The 19,852-nt window shown below is 72.4% G+C and carries 18 protein-coding genes; 13 read left to right on the top strand and 5 right to left on the bottom strand.

The features are described 5' to 3' along the window. Window positions 1–44: 44 nt before the first annotated feature. The 3 genes from hutI to ACZ46W_RS19165 all read left to right on the top strand — a co-directional run bounded on the left by hutI (window position 45) and on the right by ACZ46W_RS19165 (window position 2,724). Window positions 45–1,292, top strand: a complete 1,248-nt coding sequence (gene hutI, locus ACZ46W_RS19175) for an imidazolonepropionase (protein ID WP_468339822.1) — start codon at window positions 45–47, stop codon at window positions 1,290–1,292. Between the two features lie 269 nt (window positions 1,293–1,561). Continuing rightward, on the top strand, window positions 1,562–2,227 hold the full coding sequence (locus tag ACZ46W_RS19170; protein ID WP_468338952.1) for a hypothetical protein: 666 nt from the start codon (window positions 1,562–1,564) through the stop codon (window positions 2,225–2,227). Between the two features lie 89 nt (window positions 2,228–2,316). Further along, a complete protein-coding gene (locus tag ACZ46W_RS19165) occupies window positions 2,317–2,724 on the top strand; it encodes a hypothetical protein (protein WP_468338950.1) in 408 nt (135 codons plus the stop codon). A 646-nt stretch (window positions 2,725–3,370) separates the two neighbouring features. Here the strand turns inward: ACZ46W_RS19165 and ACZ46W_RS19160 are convergent. Genes ACZ46W_RS19160 through ACZ46W_RS19150 form a run of 3 tightly spaced genes read right to left on the bottom strand, consistent with a single transcriptional unit; the run spans window position 3,371 to window position 4,743 of the window. Continuing rightward, the gene (locus tag ACZ46W_RS19160) at window positions 3,371–4,156 is read right to left on the bottom strand and encodes a hypothetical protein (protein ID WP_468338948.1); all 786 of its coding nucleotides are present in this window, start codon (window positions 4,154–4,156) and stop codon (window positions 3,371–3,373) included. Next, a complete protein-coding gene (locus ACZ46W_RS19155; protein ID WP_468338946.1) occupies window positions 4,153–4,539 on the bottom strand; it encodes a toxin-antitoxin system YwqK family antitoxin in 387 nt (128 codons plus the stop codon). Before ACZ46W_RS19155 ends, ACZ46W_RS19160 begins: the two co-directional genes overlap by 4 nt. A 27-nt stretch (window positions 4,540–4,566) precedes the next feature. After that, window positions 4,567–4,743 carry a hypothetical protein gene (locus tag ACZ46W_RS19150; protein ID WP_468338944.1) on the bottom strand — a complete coding sequence of 59 codons (177 nt, stop codon included), beginning with the start codon at window positions 4,741–4,743 and terminating at the stop codon, window positions 4,567–4,569. A 119-nt stretch (window positions 4,744–4,862) separates the two neighbouring features. Here ACZ46W_RS19150 and ACZ46W_RS19145 point away from each other — a divergent pair, with 119 nt between their 5' ends. The 10 genes from ACZ46W_RS19145 (at window position 4,863) to ACZ46W_RS19100 (ending at window position 16,390) form a co-directional block, all read left to right on the top strand. Further along, window positions 4,863–5,972, top strand: coding sequence for a CapA family protein (locus ACZ46W_RS19145; RefSeq protein WP_468338942.1), 1,110 nt, complete (start codon window positions 4,863–4,865; stop codon window positions 5,970–5,972). A 65-nt stretch (window positions 5,973–6,037) separates the two neighbouring features. Continuing rightward, on the top strand, window positions 6,038–6,901 hold the full coding sequence (locus tag ACZ46W_RS19140; protein ID WP_468338940.1) for an LLM class F420-dependent oxidoreductase: 864 nt from the start codon (window positions 6,038–6,040) through the stop codon (window positions 6,899–6,901). A 195-nt stretch (window positions 6,902–7,096) separates the two neighbouring features. Next, window positions 7,097–8,710: an ABC-F family ATP-binding cassette domain-containing protein gene (locus ACZ46W_RS19135; protein WP_468338938.1), complete on the top strand. Its 1,614-nt coding sequence runs from the start codon at window positions 7,097–7,099 to the stop codon at window positions 8,708–8,710. A 33-nt stretch (window positions 8,711–8,743) separates the two neighbouring features. Then, window positions 8,744–9,436, top strand: coding sequence for an aspartate/glutamate racemase family protein (locus tag ACZ46W_RS19130; RefSeq protein ID WP_468338936.1), 693 nt, complete (start codon window positions 8,744–8,746; stop codon window positions 9,434–9,436). 158 nt (window positions 9,437–9,594) lie between these two features. Continuing rightward, a complete protein-coding gene (locus ACZ46W_RS19125; RefSeq protein WP_468338934.1) occupies window positions 9,595–10,683 on the top strand; it encodes a GNAT family N-acetyltransferase in 1,089 nt (362 codons plus the stop codon). 11 nt (window positions 10,684–10,694) lie between these two features. After that, window positions 10,695–11,939: a glycosyltransferase family 2 protein gene (locus ACZ46W_RS19120; RefSeq protein ID WP_468338932.1), complete on the top strand. Its 1,245-nt coding sequence runs from the start codon at window positions 10,695–10,697 to the stop codon at window positions 11,937–11,939. Then, window positions 11,936–12,733, top strand: a complete 798-nt coding sequence (locus ACZ46W_RS19115; RefSeq protein WP_468338930.1) for a polysaccharide deacetylase family protein — start codon at window positions 11,936–11,938, stop codon at window positions 12,731–12,733. Before ACZ46W_RS19120 ends, ACZ46W_RS19115 begins: the two co-directional genes overlap by 4 nt. A 128-nt stretch (window positions 12,734–12,861) precedes the next feature. Continuing rightward, complete coding sequence (locus tag ACZ46W_RS19110) at window positions 12,862–14,763, top strand: hypothetical protein (RefSeq protein WP_468338928.1); 1,902 nt, start codon at window positions 12,862–12,864, stop codon at window positions 14,761–14,763. A 14-nt stretch (window positions 14,764–14,777) separates the two neighbouring features. Further along, complete coding sequence (locus tag ACZ46W_RS19105) at window positions 14,778–15,257, top strand: hypothetical protein (RefSeq protein ID WP_468338926.1); 480 nt, start codon at window positions 14,778–14,780, stop codon at window positions 15,255–15,257. Next, window positions 15,254–16,390, top strand: a complete 1,137-nt coding sequence (locus tag ACZ46W_RS19100) for a glycoside hydrolase family 26 protein (RefSeq protein ID WP_468338924.1) — start codon at window positions 15,254–15,256, stop codon at window positions 16,388–16,390. The genes ACZ46W_RS19105 and ACZ46W_RS19100 overlap by 4 nt, the downstream gene beginning before the upstream one ends. Here ACZ46W_RS19100 and ACZ46W_RS19095 read toward each other — a convergent pair. Both ACZ46W_RS19095 and ACZ46W_RS19090 read right to left on the bottom strand, forming a co-directional pair. Then, on the bottom strand, window positions 16,365–18,548 hold the full coding sequence (locus ACZ46W_RS19095) for a lipopolysaccharide biosynthesis protein (RefSeq protein WP_468338922.1): 2,184 nt from the start codon (window positions 18,546–18,548) through the stop codon (window positions 16,365–16,367). The two genes, ACZ46W_RS19100 and ACZ46W_RS19095, sit on opposite strands and share 26 nt — an antisense overlap. Beyond that, entirely contained in the window at window positions 18,541–19,734 is a 1,194-nt protein-coding gene (locus ACZ46W_RS19090; protein WP_468338920.1) for a DegT/DnrJ/EryC1/StrS family aminotransferase, read from the bottom strand. Before ACZ46W_RS19090 ends, ACZ46W_RS19095 begins: the two co-directional genes overlap by 8 nt. Window positions 19,735–19,852: the final 118 nt, after the last annotated feature.

The following is a 19,852-nucleotide window of genomic DNA, read 5'->3' as shown; positions in this document are numbered from 1 at the left end:
CGGCGCCGAACCCGCTGAAGGAGACACCCCTCACCATGAACAGCATGAACAGCGGCCCCGAGACGACGAACAACCCCCCGGCGACAGCCGCCCCCGCGACGGCGAACAACACCGTCGCGGCGACGGCCACCGTCATCACCAACATCGCCAGCCTGGTCACCAACGACCCCTCCCTCGGTGATGGATCCCCCCTCGGCCTGATCCAGGACGCGGCCGTCGTCATCGAAGGCGACCGCGTGGTCTGGATCGGTGAATCAAGCAAAGCACCCGCCACTGACAATCGGGTCGACGCGGGCGGCCGGGCGGTGATCCCCGGGTTCGTCGACTCCCACTCCCACCTGGTCTTCGCGGGCGACCGCACCGCCGAGTTCAACGCCCGCATGTCCGGGCAGCCCTACGCCGCGGGCGGCATCCGCACCACCGTCGCGGCGACCCGCGCCGCCACCGACGAGGCACTCGAAGCCAACGTCACCCGCTACCTGCGCGAGGCCCTCCGCCAGGGCACGACCACCTTCGAGACCAAGTCCGGCTACGGCCTCACCGTCGAGGACGAGGCCCGCGCGCTGCGCATCGCCTCCCGCCACACCGACGAGGTCACCTACCTCGGCGCCCACATCGTCTCGCCCGACTACGCCGACGACCCCGCCGGTTACGTCGACCTCGTCACCGGCCCGATGCTGGAGGCCTGCGCCCCGTACGCCCGCTGGATCGACGTGTTCTGCGAGAAGGGCGCCTTCGACGGCGACCAGGCGCGCGCGATCCTCACGGCCGGCAAGGCGCGCGGCCTGCACCCCCGCGTCCACGCCAACCAGCTCTCGTACGGCCCCGGTGTCCAGCTCGCGGTCGAACTCGACGCGGCGTCCGCCGACCACTGCACGCACCTCACGCAGCAGGATGTCGACGCGCTCGCCAGCGGCCGTACCGTCGCCACCCTCCTGCCCGGCGCCGAGTTCTCCACCCGCGCCGAATGGCCGGACGCCCGCCGTCTCCTCGACGCGGGTGTCACCGTGGCCCTCTCCACCGACTGCAACCCGGGCTCGTCGTTCACCTCCTCCATGTCCTTCTGCATCGCGCTCGCCGTACGCGACATGGGTATGACCCCGAACGAGGCCCTCTGGTCCGCCACGGCCGGCGGCGCGGCCGCCCTCCGCCGCACCGACATCGGCCGCCTCACCCCCGGCGCCCGCGCCGACCTCGCCCTCCTCGACGCCCCCTCCCACGTCCACCTCGCCTACCGCCCGGGTGTCCCGCTGGTGACGGCGGTCTGGCGGCGGGGCGAGCGGGTCGTCTGACGCGCATCTGCCGCCTCTGGCGAAGCCCCTGGATCCATGTCCGGGGGCTTCGTCGTGGCCGATGCTTGAGGTTTCCTTGAGCTGTGCGGATCTCCGCTAACGGTTTGTCAAATACATGCACTGTGATTCACGTCACCGCCTGTTGTGGCGCATGGTCTCGTACCGATAAACATGGCGTGCGCGCGTCACCGAATGCATAACTCCAAGGTGGTGCGCCCGCGACTCCCTGACCAGGAGTCGCCTTACAACACCCATCGAAACGGGGCACAATGGACCGCACTGTCGTGCGCACTGCAATACCTCTCTTTGTCGCCGGGGCCCTGCTGCTGTCAGGGGCGGGAGTAGGTGTCGCTTCTCCGGCAGAGGAACCGCTTCCGGCCGAGGACGCGAAGATCGTTCTGAATGACGGGCGTGTCGTCGGGGTGAATGACACGGTGAATTTCTCGTTCGAGGGGGACGGGACGGCGGTTGAACCGAAGTCCGGAAAGGGCGACATGGCCGCCATGGCCTGCCCGGAGGTGAACGACCCGCCGAAGTACACCGTCAAGGGGACCCCGTACTTCCTTCCGGACAAGAAGAAGCCGCAGTCGACCTGGCTGTTGCCGCGCCAGACCGTGTCGTGGACCGTGACCGGCAGCCACACCTTCACATGGGACATCGGTGCCAGCGCCGAGGCCGAGGCGGGCGCCATCCTGGCCAAGGCCAAGGTCAGCGTGGACACCAAGATCAGCAACGCCTGGACGTGGACCGGCACTCAGACCGTGACGGACACGAACACCACGTCCAAGGGCTACCGGGCCGTGCTCGGCCAGGTCGGTTGGAAGCTCACCGGCACGAAGACGTGGATTGCTCCGCCTTGTACGGTCAAGAAGAAGACCATCGTCGTCCTCGCTCCGCGCAAGGGAGACATGTCGATCGGGCGGCAGAATTCATGAGTCGAGTCAGGCGGGCAGCGTTGTGCCTGGTGGCCATTACAGGGCTCAGTGCGGCAGCGTGCACCCCTACCGAGCGGTCCGGCCCCCCTGTGCAGAGCCCCAGCGCCACCGGAACCGCCTCGGACCCGACACCGGGCGGCGCCGCTGACCTGGCGGCTGTTCTGGAACGGTCCTTCGTCGCCCGGGAGTCCATCGGCAGCGGATCCGGTCGGCTGGAAACCCGGTTCGGGAACACTCATCCCAGTACCCCAGAAAACGTGCTGAGCGTGACATTCGCGTTCACGTGCACGGGTAAGGGGAAGGTGGCGCTGAAGTTCTCCGTCGGCGGCAAGGAAATGCCGAAGGCCGCGGGAACCCAGGTGTGTGACGGCTCCATTTTCCAGCGGAGCGTCGACGTACCCAAACCCGGCCCCGTCGCCTTCGAAGCCGTCGTGAGTGGCTCCACCAAGGGCGATTACGCCTACGCCTACTACGCCGAGAAAAAGCAACTCCCGTAAGGGCATGCAGTACCGGCCCGAGAGCCCGCAGCCGACGAGTCCCGGTTGCCGGCTCTCGGGCCTCCCTTTTCACAGATCGTCGTCGGTGCGGTTGTGCCAGCCGGTCGCGAGGAGGTCCGGCGCGCAGTCCGTACACACATATACGTTGAAACCCGGCCCCGAACCGGCATGCACCTCCGAGACGAGGACAGGGGCCGTGGTGAACCGGTCGCAGCGCACGCACATCCGCCCCGGCTGACGGGCGGCCACCCGCCCGCCGCCGGAGTGCCGACGGCGTGCGTATCGAGGTCGACCCCGAAGTCCGCCGCGAACACCGTGGCGAGCCGCCGCTGACGCTGCTCGTCCGCCATGAGGTCTGGGCGGACCGTGAGGTCTCGTGCCCGTTCAGCGTCACGTCGAGCCCGTGCGGCGAGCGGGCGGCGGGCAGTTGGTCCGGCTCCGCACGCGGGCGCAACCGGAGCCGGGGCGCGCCCGACTCGACGGAATCGGCACCTCGGCCACGGGGCAAGGGCGCGAATAAGGTCGGGCACGTCGCCGCTCCTTGGCCGCGCTGGCCACGCCCCAGGAGGTCTAGCCCCTCGCCGGGGTCTTCCGTGTCCTTGGAGATACTCCGAGATGCAGCCCTCTGTACGTTGGATATTTGTCGTCACCGACAGGTGCCGGCCACGGTCGCCGCAATGAGATTGGCCGCCTTGATCTCATCGAGCTTCACCAGGCCGACGTCCTTCGCCTGCTCTTCGGAGCAGGGGATCCGGTCCGTCGGCTCCCAGCACAGGTCCGTGCCGAACAACTCGTCCCACTGCCCCTCGCGCAGCTTGCGGCGCCTCAAGAGCGGTCCCCGGCCGTCGGCGGCGGCATAGTAGGAGATGCGGCCCTCGGCGTCGACGGCGTCGAGCACGGTGTTGCTGAGCGTGCGCAAGGGCGGCGTGCCGCGGTGACCGCGCAGGGTTCCGGGCTTGTAACTTACGCCGGTCAGGTCGAGGAAGCCGGCGTTGTCGCGGAAGAACTTTCCACCCCGCTCGTAGAAGAGGATGAGCGGTTCATAGAGATCCGGCAGGTCGGGTATCGCGGCCGGGTTCTGCTCCCGGAGTTCAGCCAGGCGCACCGCACCCGCGTTGGTGCGCCTGACCTCTGGGTACGGCACCTGGCTCAGGTGCTCATCAAGCTCCGCAGAGATTGCCGGGGGAAGCCGAAGTAGTGGATCCACATAGGGAGTGACATCAAAGAACGGCCACGCGCTCTCGGCCGAACAGGCCTCGGCCCACAGAGACGCACGCCGCATGTATTCACGCATGAGGAGGATGCGGCGTGACATCACATGCCCGAACGCGAAGTCCCAGTCACCCGTCCATTCCACTGCGCGAAGGCGACGCAGCATGACGGATGACGGGCAGTCAGGCTGCGGGCGGAGTGCCGACGATTCGGCCGTCATGGGCTGCCCCGTTCGGTAGCGTCGCGGCGCCAGGTGGTCAGAAGGATGCCCTTCTCATCCCACGTGTCCGTCTCGAGGAGAGAGTCGCCCACGCTGTCGAACAACTGCCGGGACATCAGCGCCCCGTTGGGGTGCCACTCCCTGCACTCGCCTACCGGAAGGCCATGCCGGGCGGCAGCCTCTGAGCGCAGGGTGCCGTCCTTGTACCACTCGCGCGACAGGCCGTGCAGTATGCCATCAGCGTACTGGTCGAGACTGATCAGATATCCGTTCTGGTACTCGGCCACTTCTCCGGTGAAAAGAACCCCGCGGTAGAGCAAGCAGCCGACGCCGTCCATGTCGACGTCCGGATCATCGATGTCGATCCTCACCACAGGTCTCACACCAGGCTCCTTCCGGTCCGGGCACCCCTACTCGAACCGTGGCGCCACTGTGTTCCGTCTGAACGCGCCGCCCTCGCGAGGCATAAGGCTCGCGGAGATCTTGACCCCCGCGCCGGACAACGCCTTCACCTTCGCGGTGAGTTCCGCTTCGTTGCCGGTGAAGACCGGCACCTCGGCCGGGTCGACAGGTGCGTCGTCGCTCAACTCGTCGTCCCCCCGAGTTCGACGAATGGATCATGTGTGCGACATGAATATCAACTCCGTCGTCACGGGTGCAATCAGCAATCGCGCCAGTCTCGCCGGTCCCGAACTAACCTGGAGGCATGACCGCCGACGCGGTGACCCTGTTCCTCTGCGGCGACGTGATGCTCGGCCGTGGGGTGGACCAGATCCTGCCCCGGCCCGGAGACCCGGCCCTGCGGGAGTCGTACATCCGTGACGCCCGGGCATACGTCGAGCTCGCCGAGGCGGCGAACGGGCCGGTTCCGCAGCCCGTGGTGCCTGCCTGGCCCTGGGGGGACGCCCTGCCGGTGCTGGACCGGGCGGGGCCCGACGTGCGGGTGGTGAACCTGGAGACGAGTGTCACCGGCGACGGGGAATTCGCGGCCGGGAAGGAGGTGTACTACCGGATGCACCCCGAGAACCTGCCCTGCCTGGCCGCCGCCCGGCCCGATGTGTGCGTGCTGGCCAACAACCACGTCCTGGACTTCGGCCGCCGGGGGCTGGAGGACACGCTCGACGCCCTCGCCGGGGCGGGCCTGCGGGCCGCCGGGGCGGGGCGCGACGCGGAGGAGGCGTGGCGGCCCGCGATCGTCGACCTGGGCACCCACCGGGTCGTGGTGGTCGCCTTCGGGATGGAGTCCAGCGGCATCCCGCCCGACTGGGCCGCAACCGGCAAACGGCCCGGGGTCGCCTTCGCGCCGGGGGCCACGTACGAGGTGGCCGAGTCGATCACCCGGCTGGTGCGGGAGGTCGCCCGGCCCGGCGACGTGGTGGTCGCCAGCGTCCACTGGGGGTCCAACTGGGGGTACGCCGTCGGGCGCGACCAGGTCCGGTTCGCGCACGCGCTGATCGACGGCGGTGTCGACGTCGTGCACGGGCACTCCTCGCACCACCCCCGCCCCCTGGAATTGTACCGGGGCGGGCTCGTCCTCTACGGCTGCGGTGACTTCATCGACGACTACGAGGGCATCACCGGATACGAGCACTTCCGGGACGACCTCCGGCCGCTGTACCTGGTGACGGTGGAGCCCGGCTCCGCCCGTCCGCCCGCCGTGCGGATCGTCCCTATGCAGGCCCGGCGCATGCGCCTGCGGCACGCCTCGCGCGAGGACGGCGAGTGGCTGCGGGAAACCCTGGACCGCGTCAGCCGTGGCTTCGGTACGCGCGTCGGGCTCGACCCCGAGGGCGCGCTCGTCGTAAGTTCTCCTTGAACTCACTCCCACAGCGCAGCCTGCCGGTCCCCGGCAGGCTGTTTTCGTATGCCCAGGAGGCGTCCATGAAGCTCGGTCTCACCTGCCCCCGGTTCGTCTGGCCCGGCGGCGACGCCGCCATCGCGTCGCGGTTCGCCCAGGTCGCGCGCGGTGCCGACGAGGCCGGGCTGGACAGCTTCTGGGTGATGGACCACCTCTTCCAGATACCGAACTTCGGTGCCGCCGAGGACCCCATGCTGGAGGCGTACAGCGCCCTGTCGTACGCGGCCGCCCTCACCCGGCGCGTGACCCTGGGCGCGCTCGTCACATCGGTGACGTACCGTCAGCCGGGCCTGCTGCTCAAGCAGGTGACCACCCTGGACGTGCTGTCCGGCGGGCGGGCCGTGCTCGGGATCGGGGCCGGGTTCCACGAGGACGAGCACCGGGGGCTCGGGTTCCGGCTGCCGCCGGTCGCCGAGCGGTTCGAGCGGCTGGAGGAGACGCTCCGGATCGCCAAGCGGATGTGGAGCGCCGAGGACACCGCGTACGAGGGCGAGCACTACCGCCTGGAACGCACCCTCAACTCCCCCCAGGCCCTCTCCCGGCCCCACCCACCCATCCTCATCGGCGGCAGCGGCGAGAAGAAGACGCTGCGGCTGGTCGCCCGCTACGGCGACGCCTGCAACTTCTTCCTCGGCGCCGACATCCCCCACAAGCTGGGCGTGCTCCGCGCGCACTGCGAGGCGGAAGGGCGGCCCTATGAGGCGATCCAGAAGACGCTCCATATGCGCGTGCCCGAAGGGCAGTCCCTGGGGGAGAGCGTCCAGCGCTGCGGCGAACTGGCCCAGCAGGGCATCGACCACGTCATCGTCGCCATGCCCGACCCCTCCACGGACGCCTCCCTCTCGCACCTGGCCGAACTCGCCCGTCAGGTGCGGACCGCTTCATAAGGAGCGGCTTCATAAGGAGCGGCTTCATGAGGAGCGGCTTCATGAGGAGCCGCTTCACGAGGAGCCGCTTAATGAGGTGCGACCGGCTTCGGGCGCCTCGTACCCTGGCCGCATGTCTATGCCCCGGATCTCCTAGCTCAGGACACACGCCTCACGCCACCCGTGTGTCCTTCTGCTTATCCGGAGCGTTAACCCATGCTTACCGTTCGTGGTGCCGACGTGCGCGTCGGCGCCCGGCTGCTGCTGGCCGGCATCTCCTTCCACATCGCGCCCGGCGACCGTATCGGCCTGGTCGGCCGCAATGGCGCCGGCAAGTCCACCCTCATGAAGATCCTGGCCGGGCAGGAGCGCCCGGCCGCCGGGGACGTCGTGCGTACGGGGTCGGTCGGCCACCTCGCCCAGGACCCGCGCGCCGCCGACCCCGCCACCACCGTCACCGACCGCATCCTGTCCGCGCGCGGCCTGGACCGGGCGGTCCGGGAGCTGCGCGCCGCTGAAGCAGCGGTGTCCGAGGCCGCCATGGCGGGGGCGTCCCCACACCGACTGGACCGCGCCATGGCCGCCTACACCCGCGCCGAGGCGGAGTTCCAGGCGCGTGGCGGGTACGCCGCCGAGGCCGAGGCCGCACAGGTCGCCGCCGGTCTCGGGCTGCCCGGGCGCGTGCTGGACCAGCCCGTCGGTGAACTGTCCGGCGGGCAGCGGCGCCGAGTGGAGCTGGCCCGCATCCTGTTCTCCCGCCATGACACGCTGCTGCTGGACGAGCCGACCAACCACCTCGACGCCGACTCCGTCGGTTGGCTGCGCGGCTTCCTCGCCGGTCACCCGGGTGGGCTCGTCCTCATCAGCCACGACACCGAGCTGCTCGCCGCCACCGTCAATCGGGTCTTCCACCTCGACCCGCACCGCGCCGTCCTCGACGTGCACAACACCGGCTGGCACGCCTATCTGGCGCAGCGTGCCGCCGAGGAACGCCGCCGCGCCCGCGAGCGGGCCAACGCCGAGCGCAAGGCGGCCGCGCTGCGCACCCAGGCCGACCGGATGCGCGCCCACGTCGCCACCGCCACCGCCGCCAAGAACATGGCGCGCCGCGCCGACCGGATGCTGGCCGCCCTGGAGCCCGCCCGCCGCACCGGCAAGGTGGCCCGCATCCGGCTGCCCGAGCCGGCGCCCTGCGGCCGGATGCCGCTCGGCGCGGTGTCCCTGGCCAAGGCGTACGGCACCCACCAGGTCCTCACCGGCGTGGACCTGGCCGTCGACCGGGGCAGCCGCCTGGTGGTCCTCGGCCACAACGGCGCGGGCAAGTCCACGCTCATGAAGATCCTCGCGGGCCGGGAGCAGCCCGACTCGGGCCGGGTCGTGCACGGGCACGGGCTGCGGCTCGGCTACTTCGGCCAGGAGCACGACACCCTGGACCCCACCCGCACGGTCCGCGACAACCTGGCGGCCGCCGCACCGCACCTGACGGACGGTGAGGTGCGCCAGGTGCTGGGCGCGTTCCTGTTCGGCGGTGACGACGCCGACAAGCCGGCCGGCGTCCTGTCGGGCGGCGAGAAGACCCGGCTTGCCCTCGCGGGCCTGGTCCACTCCGGCGCCAACGTGCTGCTCCTGGACGAGCCGACGAACAACCTCGACCCCGCCTCCCGCGACGAGGTCCTCGCGGCCGTCTCCGCCTACCCGGGCGCCGTCGTCATGGTCACCCACGACCCCGGCGCCGTCGAGGCGCTGCGCCCCGAGCGGGTCCTGCTCCTCCCGGACGGCGACGAGGATTTGTGGAGCGCCGATTACGGCGAGCTGATCGGCCTGGAGTGAGCCCCTCCGGGACGATCATGGCAACCTGGCCCGATGAAGACCATCGGACTGATCGGCGGCATGAGCTGGGAATCCAGCGCGGAGTACTACCGGCTTCTCAACGAGCTCGTACGCGAGCGCCTCGGCGGGTTGCACTCCGCCCGGTGCATCCTGCACTCCGTCGACTTCGCGGAGATCGAGCGGCTCCAGGTCTCCGGGGAGTGGGAGCAGGCCGGCGAGGTGCTCGCCGAGGCCGGGCGAGGATTGGCGGCCGCCGGGGCGGACCTGTTGCTGATCTGTACGAACACCATGCACAAGGTGGCCGGGCAGGTGGAGGACGCGGTGCCGGTGCCGCTGTTGCACCTGGGGGATGCCACCGCCGGGGCCGTGCGGGCGGCGGGGCTGAAGACGGTCGGGCTGCTCGGGACCGCGTTCACCATGGAGCAGGACTTCTACCGCGACCGGCTGGCCGCGCACGGGCTGACCGTGCTGGTCCCGGAGGCGGAAGGGCGGGCCGAGGTGCACCGGGTCATCTATGAGGAGCTGTGCCTCGGCATCGTCAAGGACACCTCCCGCGCCGCCTACCAGCGGGTCATCGACCAGCTCGTCGCCGATGGCGCGGAGGGTGTCGTCCTCGGCTGCACCGAGATCGAGCTGCTGATCGGGCAGGAGCACAGCCCGGTGCCGGTCTTCCCCACGACCCGTCTGCACGCCGAGGCCGCCGTCACCGCCGCGTTGTCCCACTGAGGGCGGTTGATCGCCCCTTTGGTCACATGATCACCATTCACCCCACTCCTTCACGGATCGGTCACAAGATGGGCGACTAGCCCTGTCACGGCAGGTTTTCGACCGGTACCGTCCTTAACCGGCACGACTCAGGGGGAGACGGGCGCCGGGGGGCGGAGTTGAGCGCTGTACGCACGCATGTCGTGAAGCCGGGGGAGCTCGACCGGGAACAGGCCGACGTCTGGCGCGAACTGCGCGTCACGTCAGGCGCTCCGGCGAACCCCTTCATGGAGCCCGAGTTCACCCTCGCGGTGGGGCGCGTACGGCCCCGGGCGCGGGTCGCCGTCCTCCAGGCCGGCGGAGAGACCTTCGGGTTCTTCCCGTACGAGGAAGGGCCCCTGGGGCAGGGCCGGGCCATCGGGCTCGGGGTGTCGGACTGCCAGGGCGCGGTGCTGCGGCCCGGCACCGGCATCGGCGTACGGGAGCTGCTGCGCGGCTGCGGACTGGCCGCCTGGGAGTTCGACAACCTCGAAGCCGGACAGGCGCTCTTCCTCCCCGGCGCCGCCGAGGAGTTCGCCTCGCCCGTGATCGACGTGGCCGAGGGGTACGCCGCGTACGAGACCCTCCTGCGCGCCCAGTCGCCCAAGTTCCTGAAGACCACCCTGGCCAAGGAGCGGCGTCTGGGCCGCCGGGCGGGCGACGTGCGGTTCGAGTTCGACGAGCGCGACCCGGCCGCGCTGCGCACGCTCATGGCGTGGAAGTCGGACCAGTACCGCCGCACCGGCCGCCACGACCGGTTCGCCCAGGAGTGGATCAGCGCCCTGGTGCGGGGCCTGCACACCACCCGCGCGCCCGGCTGCTCCGGCGTCCTGTCCGTCCTGTACGCCGCCGGCCGCCCCGTCGCCGCGCACTTCGGGCTCCGCTCCCGCACCGTCCTGTCCTGCTGGTTCCCGGCCTACGACCCCGCGTACGCCACGTACTCGCCGGGCCTGATCCTGCACCTGCGCATGGCGGAGGCGGCCGCGGCGGCGGGCATCGGCACGCTCGACCTCGGCCGGGGCGCCGCCGAGTACAAGGACGCCCTCAAGACGGGCGAACTACGGGTGTACGAAGGCAGCTCCGTACGCCCCGGAGTGCGCGCGGGCCTCCACTGGCTGCGCCGCGAGCCCGTCCGCCGCGCCCACCGTTACGTCCGTGACCGCCCCCGGCTCGCGCGGTACGCCCAGCGGACACTCACCCAGGCCGGCCGGCTGCGCCACCGCCGCTGAAGGAGGCCCTCATGGCCATCGCCACCACCCTCACCGCCGTCGCCGTCGCCGACATCGACCTGGACGGGCTGGACGGGGACGTCCTGTCGTTCCGGTGCGCCGACGACCCGCACGGCCGGGTCCACGCCCTGGTGCGGCTCCGGGGCCGTCCCCTGGGCATCGTCCTCGGTGACGTCCCGCCCGGCGCCGACCCGGCCCGCACGATCGCCGCGCTCGCCCGCGAAAGGCTGGCCGGCCACCCGGAGCCGCCGCCCGAGACGTACCGCGACCTGCCCCGGACCTCCGTCGTCGTCGCCACCCGCGAACGCGCCGGGCAGCTCGCCCGCGCCCTGGACTCCCTGCTCGACCAGGACCACCCCGACTACGAGATCGTCGTCGTCGACAACGCGCCCCGCACGCGCGCCACCGAAGAACTCGTCGAGCGGAAATACCCCGGCGTCCGGTACGTACACGAGGACGTGCCCGGCCTCGCCGCCGCCCACAACCGGGGCGTCGCCGCCGCCGACGGCGCCGTCCTCGCCTTCACCGACGACGACGTGGTCGCCGACCCGCACTGGCTCACCGCGCTCACCGGGCCGTTCGCCGACGACCCGCGCATCGGCTGCGTCACCGGGCTGATCCTGCCCGCCCGGCTGCGCACCCCCGCCCAGGTCCTCCTGGAAAGCCACGGCGGCTTCGCCAAGGGCTTCACGCCCCGCACCTACGACCCCGCGCGCCCGCCCGCCGACCAGCCGCTGTTCCCGTTCACCGCCGGCAGCTTCGGCTCGGGCGCCAACATGGCGTTCCGCGCCACCGCCCTGAAGGGCGTGGGCGGCTTCGACCCGGCCACCGGCACCGGCACGCCCGCCAGGGGCGGCGACGACCTGTACGCCTTCGTCGCCGTCCTCGCCGCCGGGCACCGCCTGCACTACACGCCCGACGCCCTCGTGCGGCACCACCACCGCGAGACCTGGCAGGACCTGCGCGACCAGGCGTACGGCTACGGCGCCGGCCTCACCGCGTACCTCACCGCCCTCGCAGTCCGCCGCCCCGCCCTGCTGCCCGCCCTCCTCGCCCGCCTCCCGCGCGGGCTCGCCCACGCGCGCGTGATGACCGCCGCACGCCCACCACAGGCAGGCGGCATACCCGGCGAACACGGCACCCTCGGTCACCCCTGGCCGCGCAGCCTGTCGCGACTGGAGCGGCGCGGAATGCTGTACGGCCCGCTCGGCTACGCCCGCGCCCGGCTGCGCAACGGACGACCGGAGGCGAGATGAGACCCCGGATACCGGTCCTGCTCTACCACGCCGTAATGGACGACCCGCCGCCCTGGATCGCCGAATTCACCGTCACGCCACGGGACTTCGGCGCCCAGCTCGACGCCGTCGTGGCGAGCGGCCGCACCGCCGTGCCCCTCTCCGCGCTCGCCAGCCACCTGGCGGGCAAGGGCGACCTGCCGCCCCGGCCCGTCGTCCTGACCTTCGACGACGGCTTCGCCGACCTGCCCGGCCCCACCGCCGAGGCGCTCGCCTCCCGCGACCTGCCCGCCACCGCGTACCTCACCACCGGGGCGATCACCCCCGGGCGCGCCAGCCTCCTGCCGCCCGCGCCGATGATGGACCTCGCCGAGGCGCCCCTGCTGGAGCAGTACGGCATGGAGGTCGGCGCCCACACGGTCACCCACCCGCAGCTCGACACGCTCACCCCCCGCGAGGTCCGGCGCGAGCTGCGCGACTCCAAGGCGGTCCTGGAGGACGTCCTCGGCCACGAGGTGGCGCACCTGGCCTACCCGCACGGCTACAACAGCCGCGCCGTGCGCCGGGCGGCGCGCGACGCCGGGTACGCCTCCGCCGTCGCCGTACGGCACGCGCTCAGCTCGGAGGCGGACGAGCCCTACCGCATCGCCCGGCTCATCGTGCGCCGTACGCACACCGTCGCCGACATCGAGGGGTGGATGGCGGGCCGGGGCGCGAGGACCGCGCCGTACCCGGACTCCCCGGCGACGGTCGGCTGGCGGCTGTACCGGCGGGCCAGGGCGAGGGCCCGGCGACGGCCCGCGTTCGCGGGCTGAGTTCGCGGGGTGGGGGACCCGGGGTCGGAGACCCGGGGTTATCCACAGGAAACGTCAACAGCCGCCCAAATCCGAAGGACATTCCTATACTTCGCTGAAGCGGCCACATTCGTGGGGGGAGTGGCACAGTGCAGCAGCAGCAACGCGCGCCCGCGCCCGTCGGGCCCGTCGGTGACGAGGCGGTGGACGTCCCCTCCGGCGCGCCCCCGCCCGTACGAAGCCACCGCCCCTGGCCGCCCTGGCACACGGCCTTCCGGCCCTGGCAGACCCTCTTCAGCCTGCTGCCGCTGCTCCTCGCCGCCGCCCTGTGGCTGTACGCGCTGCCGCGCACCGGCTTCCGCGACATCGGGGACTACGGTCTGCTCGACCGGTTCCCGGTGGCCTACTACGCCGCGCTCGCCGCCCTGATGGCCGGGTTCCTGGTCGCGCTGCGGCGCGCGGGGACGGCGCCCTGGTGGCCGGCGGCGTACTGCGTGGCCATGCTGGTGGCGCTCAAGGCGCCGCCCGCCGTGCTGTACGACGGCGTCCGGTACGCGTGGGCGGCCAAGCACGACGAGGTGATCAACCGGCTGCTGGCGGAGGGCACGGTCCACCCGTACACCGAGCTGTCGGGCGGCATGGCGGCGTACGACCAGTGGCCGGGGTTCTTCTCGCTGAACGCCGCGCTCGTACGGGCCTTCGGCGTGGAGGCGGCCGCCTCGTACATCAACTGGGCGCCGGTCGCCCTCGGCGTGCTGACCCTGCCCGTCCTGGTGCTGATCTACCGCACCTTCAGCGACGACTGGCGGCTGGTGTGGACCGGCGTGTGGATCCACCAGCTCGCCAACTGGGTGGGCCAGGACTACCTCTCCCCGCAGGGCTTCTCCTACCTGCTGTACCTGACCGTGTTCGCCGTCGTCGTACGGCACTTCGTGCGGCCCGGATCGGCCGGACCGCTGCGCGACCGCGCGCGGCTCGACCCGGCGGCGGCGACCGTCCCGCCGCCCACCGGCACCCGGCAGCGGGCGGTCTGCGTCCTGGTCACCGTCCCGCTCGTCGTGGCCATCAACGCGTCCCACCAGCTCACGCCCGTGATGCTGTGCGCCACGCTGTTCGCGCTCTGTCTCACCCGCCGCTACCGCAACATCGGGCTGCTCGTCGTCGCCGGCGCCATCATGCTCGTCTGGGACCTGACGATGGGCCGCCCGCTGTTCCTGGAGACGCTCGGCACCCTGCGCGAATCGGCCGGTGACCTGCTGGGCAACTCCCGCGCGGGATACGCCGGTGAGCCGACCGGACCAGGGCCGGAGCTGGTCGGCGCGGCCAACATCCTGATGGTGCTCGCCCTCGCCGCACTCGCCGGCACCGCGGTGATGCTGCGCCGCGGACTGGTGCGCGGCGCCCTGCCACTGCTGCTGGCCGCCGCCGCCCCCGTACCGATGTTCGCGATCAACGACTACGGCGGCGAAATGCTCTTCCGCGTCTACCTGTTCGGGCTGCCCGGTACGGCGTTCTTCGCCGCCGCCGCGCTCGTCCCGGCGGCCGGCGCCAGGGGGCGGCCCTCCCGGATCGCCCGCCGGGTCACGGCCGTCGCCCTGCCCGTGACGCTGACCGCCCTCGCGGCCGGGTTCCTGCCCTCGTACTACGGCAAAGAGGGCATGCATTACGCGCCGCCCGACGAGGTGGCGCTGGTGGAGCGGGCGTACGACCGGGCACCGGCGGGCTCGCTCATCCTGGCGACGACGGGGTCGTTCCCCGGCGCGTACACCCGCTACGACCAGTACGAGCGCTGGTTCTTCACGGAACAGGACGTGCCCGAGAACGTGAAGATGCTGACCGATCCGGCGGGCTACCTGGCGCGCGGCATACCGGAGGGGAGACGGGCGTACGTGATCCTCACCCCGACGCAGGAGGAGGCCGTCACCGGGGAGGGCTATCTGCCGCCCGGCAGCTTCGACGGCCTGATGGCCGACCTCAGGCGCTCGCCGCTCTTCCGTGTGGTGGAGGACGGCGACCACGGGCTCGTTCTGGAATACCGGCCGCCGAAGTGACGGAGGAGATGGCCATGCGCCTCGACAGCACACACCTCAGAGTGGGACTGGCGGCCTCCGGATGGCTCGCCCTCGGCGCCACCGCGCTGCCCGGCGGCTCGCCGCTGCGCTGGGTCCCCGTCCTGGCCTTCGTCACCTTCGGGCCGGGCCTCGCCCTGCTCCACCCGCAGCCCGCGCGGCTGCGCCCGGGCGCCCGGCTGGAGGCGCTGGCGCTGGCCGCGCCGCTCAGCCTGTCGCTGGCCGCGCTCACCGCGACCGCGCTGTTCCTGGTGGAGGGGTTCTCCACCACCGCGTTCCTGGTGTCGCTGGCGGCCTTCGTGACGGTGGCCGCCGCCCTGCCGGGCGTGCCGCTGCCGGCGGCGACGCGCGGGGCGGCCGGTACGGCCACCGCGGCGGGTACGGCCACCGCGGCCGGTACGGCCACCGCGGCGGGCGCCACGACCGCGGCGGGGACCGCCACCGGACGTGCTCAACCCGACGGGCAGGCCCGATGACCGGGCCCATGCCCCGGCCGATGACCGGGCGGCGCTCCAGCGGTTCGCGGGCGGGTGCGTACACGGCGCTGGTGCTGGCGGTCGTCGGGGCGCTGCTCATCGGGCTGGGCGTGTGGGCGGCCACCCGGCCCGACGACACCACCGACGGCCTGCCGCGCGGTGCCGCCTCCGGCGACGTACCCGAGGGCCCGTGTGCGCCGACCGCGTCACTGGAGCCCCCGTGCGGGGCCTGGTGGGGCGCCTATGTGCCGTACGCGGCCAACGGCTCCCTCACGGACGCGGTCCTCACCTTCGAGCGGAAGATCGGGAGGAGGCTCGACCTCGTCTACAACTACCACGACATGTCGGACACCGACCTCGACGGACAGCTCCTCACCCCCGACGAACAGGAGTTGGGCCGCGACCGCCTGCTGATGCTCGCGTGGGAGTCCACCGTCTGGACCGAACCCCACCACGCCAACTGGACCGAGCGGCAGCTCGGCTGGAAGAACATCGCCTCCGGCGCGTACGACGAGGAGATCATCGATCCGCAGGCCCGCCGCCTCAAGGCGTACGGCAAGCGCGTCTTCCTCTCCTTCGACCAGGAGACCGACTTCCGCATCAAGGAGGGCGCCGGCACCCCGGCCGAGTTCGTCGCCGCCTGGCGGCACATCCACGACCGGTTCGAGGAACTGGGCGTGGACAACGTGGTGTGGGTGTGGACGGTCTCCGGATACCTGGGCCACGCCGAGCAGATGAAGGAGCTGTACCCGGGCGACGACTACGTCGACTGGATCGGCATGGATCAGTACAACTACTACCTCTGCCACAGGTCGCCCACCTGGCTGGACTTCGACCGCAGCCAGCGCCCCTCCTACGACTGGCTCCGCGCCCACATATCCGGCGACAAGCCCGTCATGCTGGCCGAGTTCGCCACCGCGCCCGACCCCAGCCGGCCACAGCGGCAGCGCGACTGGTACGCGAAGATCCCCGAGGTCGCGCCGACCCTTCCCCGGGTGAAGGCACTGGTCCACTGGAACCGGCCGGTACCGGGCGAGGGCTGCGACCTGACCGTCAACGACGGTCCCGGGCTGGAGGGTTACCGCCTGGCCGGGCAGGACGACTACTTCAAGCAGCCCGTCCCGCCCCGGTAGACCCACTCCCGGTGGACCCACTCCCGGTGGACCCGCCCCGACCCGACCGTCCCCCGCGGCGGCCCGCCACGAGCGCCGCCACGGCCCCCGCGCCCAGGCCCAGGAACACCGGCAACGCCACCGCCGCGAACGCGTCCTGCGCCGCCCACCCGGCCACCGCCAGCACCCACACGACGCCCGCCACGACCCGCACGCCCACACCCAGGGCCCGCAGCGCCACCGCCGCCAGGCCCAGGCACAGCACCTGGAGCGCGAACGGCAGGGCGCCCAGCACCGCGTCCGGCCCGTCCGGCCCGGTCAGCCCGGCCACCTCGGCGCCCAGCCGCACGAGCCGCTCAAGCCGCCCGGCCCCCGGCCCGCTCACCGCCTCAGGCCGGATGCCCACCAGCAGCGGGGCCGAGTGCAGGGCGGCGGCCGTCACCAGCAGCGCCGCACCCACCAGCGCGGGCCGCGGCCGCTCCAGCGAGACGGCCGCGCAGTACACGACGACCAGCAGAATCCCGGCCGTGACCGTGACCGGGGGCAGCACCTCCAGCAGTTCCGCGCCCGACAGACGCTCCCGCCCCGCGTCCCGGGCGCCCGCGAGCGGCGCCCAGAACAGCCCGGCGGCCAGCCCCAGCAGCAGCCACAGCCACCGGGCGAGCCACCGCTCACCCCCGGCACCGGGCCGCGACGCGTACACCGGCAGCCCGAACGCGGGCGTCGCCGTGTCCTGCCCCGGCAGGTAGCCGCCGCGCAACCCCGCCCTCTCCGCCGCCTGCGCTCTTTCCCCCTCCGCCCTCTCCGCCCCCGCCCCCTCCGCCCTCTCCGCCGCCTCCCGCGCCCAGGTCGTGCCGTACTCGGGCGCCGGCACCCGCCTGCGCCTCGGAAGCCCCGGCTCCCGCCCGAGCAGCGCCCCGCGCAGCCCCGGCGCCGACACCAGGGCCATCACCACCATCGACAGCAGCATCGCGAGCCCCGCACCCGCGATCCCGGCCGGGCCCATCAGCGCGGCCGCGCTGCCCAGCACCAGCACGCACATGGCGCCCTGGACGGCGGCGAGCGCGCCGGTGCGGCCCTGCACCCTCAGCACCCCGATGTAGAGCTCCACCGCGACGCGCGGCAGGGCGGCCGCCGCCAGCAGCCGCAGCACGAGCGTGCCGTGCTCGGCGTACGAGGGCCCGAACGGTGCGAGGATGTGCGGCGCGAAGACGACCAGCACCAGCACCACCGGCACCAGCAGCAGCGCCATCCGGCGCAGCGCGCCGCGCACGCCCTGGGCGAGGCTGTCGGGGCTGTGCGAGGCGTGCGCGGTGAGCGAGGAGGCCATGTTGATGGCCATGAACTCCATGGTCCCGCCGACCGTGTACGCGGTGTAGAACCAGCCGTTGTGCGCGGAGTCGAAGCGGACCGCGACCATCACCGGCAGCAGGTTGATCATGGCCAGGCTGAACAGCGCGCCCACCGAGTCCCCGGCGAGGAACCGTCCCATCTCCCGTGGCGTGGGCGGCTCCCGGTGGCGGTCGGCGGCCGCCTGGCGCGGGATGAGCCGGCGGAAGACCAGCCAGCCGAGTGGCAGCACGGACAGCGCGATGGCGGCGGCCCACGAGACGAAGATTCCTAAGCCCGGCAGCGCGCTCGCGAAGGACACCAGCAGCAACAGCTTGGCCGTGGAGAAGACCGCGTTGCCGACCGGCACCCACACCGCCTTGCGCAGCCCGGTCAGCACCCCGTCCTGGAGGGTCAGCAGCGCCCACGCCACGCACGCGACGGTGAAGAAGACCCCGGCTCCCAGGCCGCGCAGCGGCGCGTACGACGGCCCCCACAGGTCCAGCGTGCACAGGAACGCCACGCTCGCCAGGGCCACCACCAGGGAGCTGACGGCGTACGTCCGCCACACCAGGGGCCCGGTCGCCCGCCCCGCGCGGGGCACGTACCGCACCACCGCGCCGATCATGGTCGTGGCGGTGATCGAGGAGAGCAGCCGCATGGCGGCGATGGCGGCGGAGCCCTGCCCGACGGCCTCCTCGGTGTAGTACCGGGCGGCCACCAGCCAGAAGCCGAGGCCGAGCGCGGCGGAGACGCCGGTGGAGAGCATCAGCGCGTAGGCGTTGCGGAACATCGAGTCGCCGCTCGGCCGTGCGGCGGCGGTGCCGTGCCGGACCGCCGTGTCAGTCACCGTGCGGCGGCGCGGGCCGGGCGCCCGAGGCGCGCAGGACGTCGAGGACCAGGTCTGCCCGGAGCGGGTCGGCGGGCAGCGCGTGCCGGGCGAACCAGCGGGCCGCCGCCGGGGCGGGGGAGGGGTCCGTGAAGGGCTCGCCCGCGTAGTCGTCCAGGGGCGGGTCGTACAGGTACCCGGTGGTCACCCGGGCGCGGGCGAGGGCGGCGATGGCCGCGTCCCGGTCGGCGACCAGCAGCGGAACGCGGAACAGCGGCCGCACCGGCGCCGACGGATCGCCCCACGGTGACGCGAGCAGTCGCTGGGTGCCGGCGCGGTGGGCCGCGAGCGTCGTGTCGAGGCGGCCGAGGAGGCGCCGGGCACGTCTCAGCCGGGCACGCCCGGGCGTGAGCCGGTAGTCGTGCATGTCGACCCGGACCCACGAGTGGAAGGGGGCGAGCCCGGGGGCGCCGGCCATCGCCGCCTTCAGCTCGCCGGGGCGCAGCGGCATCCGGATCTCCTCGCGCTCCGCCATGCCCAGCAGCCGCATCCCGGCACGGGCGGCCCTCACCAGGCGCAGCGCCCGCACGGTGGCCTCGGCGTACGGCCGTACGGCGTAGGCGAGTTCGGCGCCCGTGCGGCGTGGGTGCAGCAACTCGTCGCGGGCGCGGGCGAGTTCGGGACGGAGGGCCGGGTCCCGTAACGCGAGGAAGCCGCCGGTCTTGGCGCCGGTGTGCTTGGAGAGGCTGAAGACGGACGCCTCGCCGTACGTGCCGACGGGCCGGCCGCCGATCTCGCCGCCGATCGCGTGCGCCGCGTCCTCCAGCAACGGGATGCCCGACTCGGCGCACCTGGCGGCCAGTCGCGGGGCCGGGTCGGGGTTGCCGTACAGGTTGGTGGTCAGGACCGCCGACAGGCCGCGCCACACGTCCTCGGGGACGGCGGCGATGTCCATCGACGCGTCATGGGGCTTGAGCGGTGCCTGTACGGGGCGGAGCCCGGCGGCGAGGACGACGAAGAAGATGACGTCGTCGTTGACCGGCGACATGAGCACCCGGCCGCCGGGCGGGCACCAGTGGCGCAGCGCCAGGTACAGGCCGAGCCGGCAGGACGGCACGTACAGGCACTCCCTGCCGAGGCGGGCGCGCATCGACTCCTCGAGAGCGGACTCTTCGGGAGCGGACTCCTCAAGAGCGGCGTACACCATGTGATCCCCCCTGGACCCCCCTGAACCCCGGGCCAATGTCGCCCAATCGGGACGACCCCGTCAAGAAGGCGGCAGGACAGGAGGAAGGGCCCGTCCCTTGACGGAACGGGCCCTTCCA

This window comes from Streptomyces sp. NPDC031064 (genome assembly GCF_055570965.1).
This window is presented reverse-complemented; position numbering and strand designations above follow the sequence as displayed.

Bases quoted from the DNA above. Each gene is read 5' to 3' on its own strand.
- ACZ46W_RS19135 (WP_468338938.1), top strand. From the start codon at position 7,097: ATGCTTACCGTTCGTGGTGCCGACGTGCGCGTCGGCGCCCGGCTGCTG.
- ACZ46W_RS19145 (WP_468338942.1), top strand. From the start codon at position 4,863: ATGACCGCCGACGCGGTGACCCTGTTCCTCTGCGGCGACGTGATGCTC.
- ACZ46W_RS19120 (WP_468338932.1), top strand. From the start codon at position 10,695: ATGGCCATCGCCACCACCCTCACCGCCGTCGCCGTCGCCGACATCGAC.
- ACZ46W_RS19100 (WP_468338924.1), top strand. From the start codon at position 15,254: ATGACCGGGCCCATGCCCCGGCCGATGACCGGGCGGCGCTCCAGCGGT.
- ACZ46W_RS19105 (WP_468338926.1), top strand. From the start codon at position 14,778: ATGCGCCTCGACAGCACACACCTCAGAGTGGGACTGGCGGCCTCCGGA.
- ACZ46W_RS19170 (WP_468338952.1), top strand. From the start codon at position 1,562: ATGGACCGCACTGTCGTGCGCACTGCAATACCTCTCTTTGTCGCCGGG.
- ACZ46W_RS19090 (WP_468338920.1), bottom strand. From the start codon at position 19,734: ATGGTGTACGCCGCTCTTGAGGAGTCCGCTCCCGAAGAGTCCGCTCTC.
- ACZ46W_RS19115 (WP_468338930.1), top strand. From the start codon at position 11,936: ATGAGACCCCGGATACCGGTCCTGCTCTACCACGCCGTAATGGACGAC.
- hutI (WP_468339822.1), top strand. From the start codon at position 45: ATGAACAGCGGCCCCGAGACGACGAACAACCCCCCGGCGACAGCCGCC.
- ACZ46W_RS19160 (WP_468338948.1), bottom strand. From the start codon at position 4,156: ATGACGGCCGAATCGTCGGCACTCCGCCCGCAGCCTGACTGCCCGTCA.
- ACZ46W_RS19140 (WP_468338940.1), top strand. From the start codon at position 6,038: ATGAAGCTCGGTCTCACCTGCCCCCGGTTCGTCTGGCCCGGCGGCGAC.
- ACZ46W_RS19130 (WP_468338936.1), top strand. From the start codon at position 8,744: ATGAAGACCATCGGACTGATCGGCGGCATGAGCTGGGAATCCAGCGCG.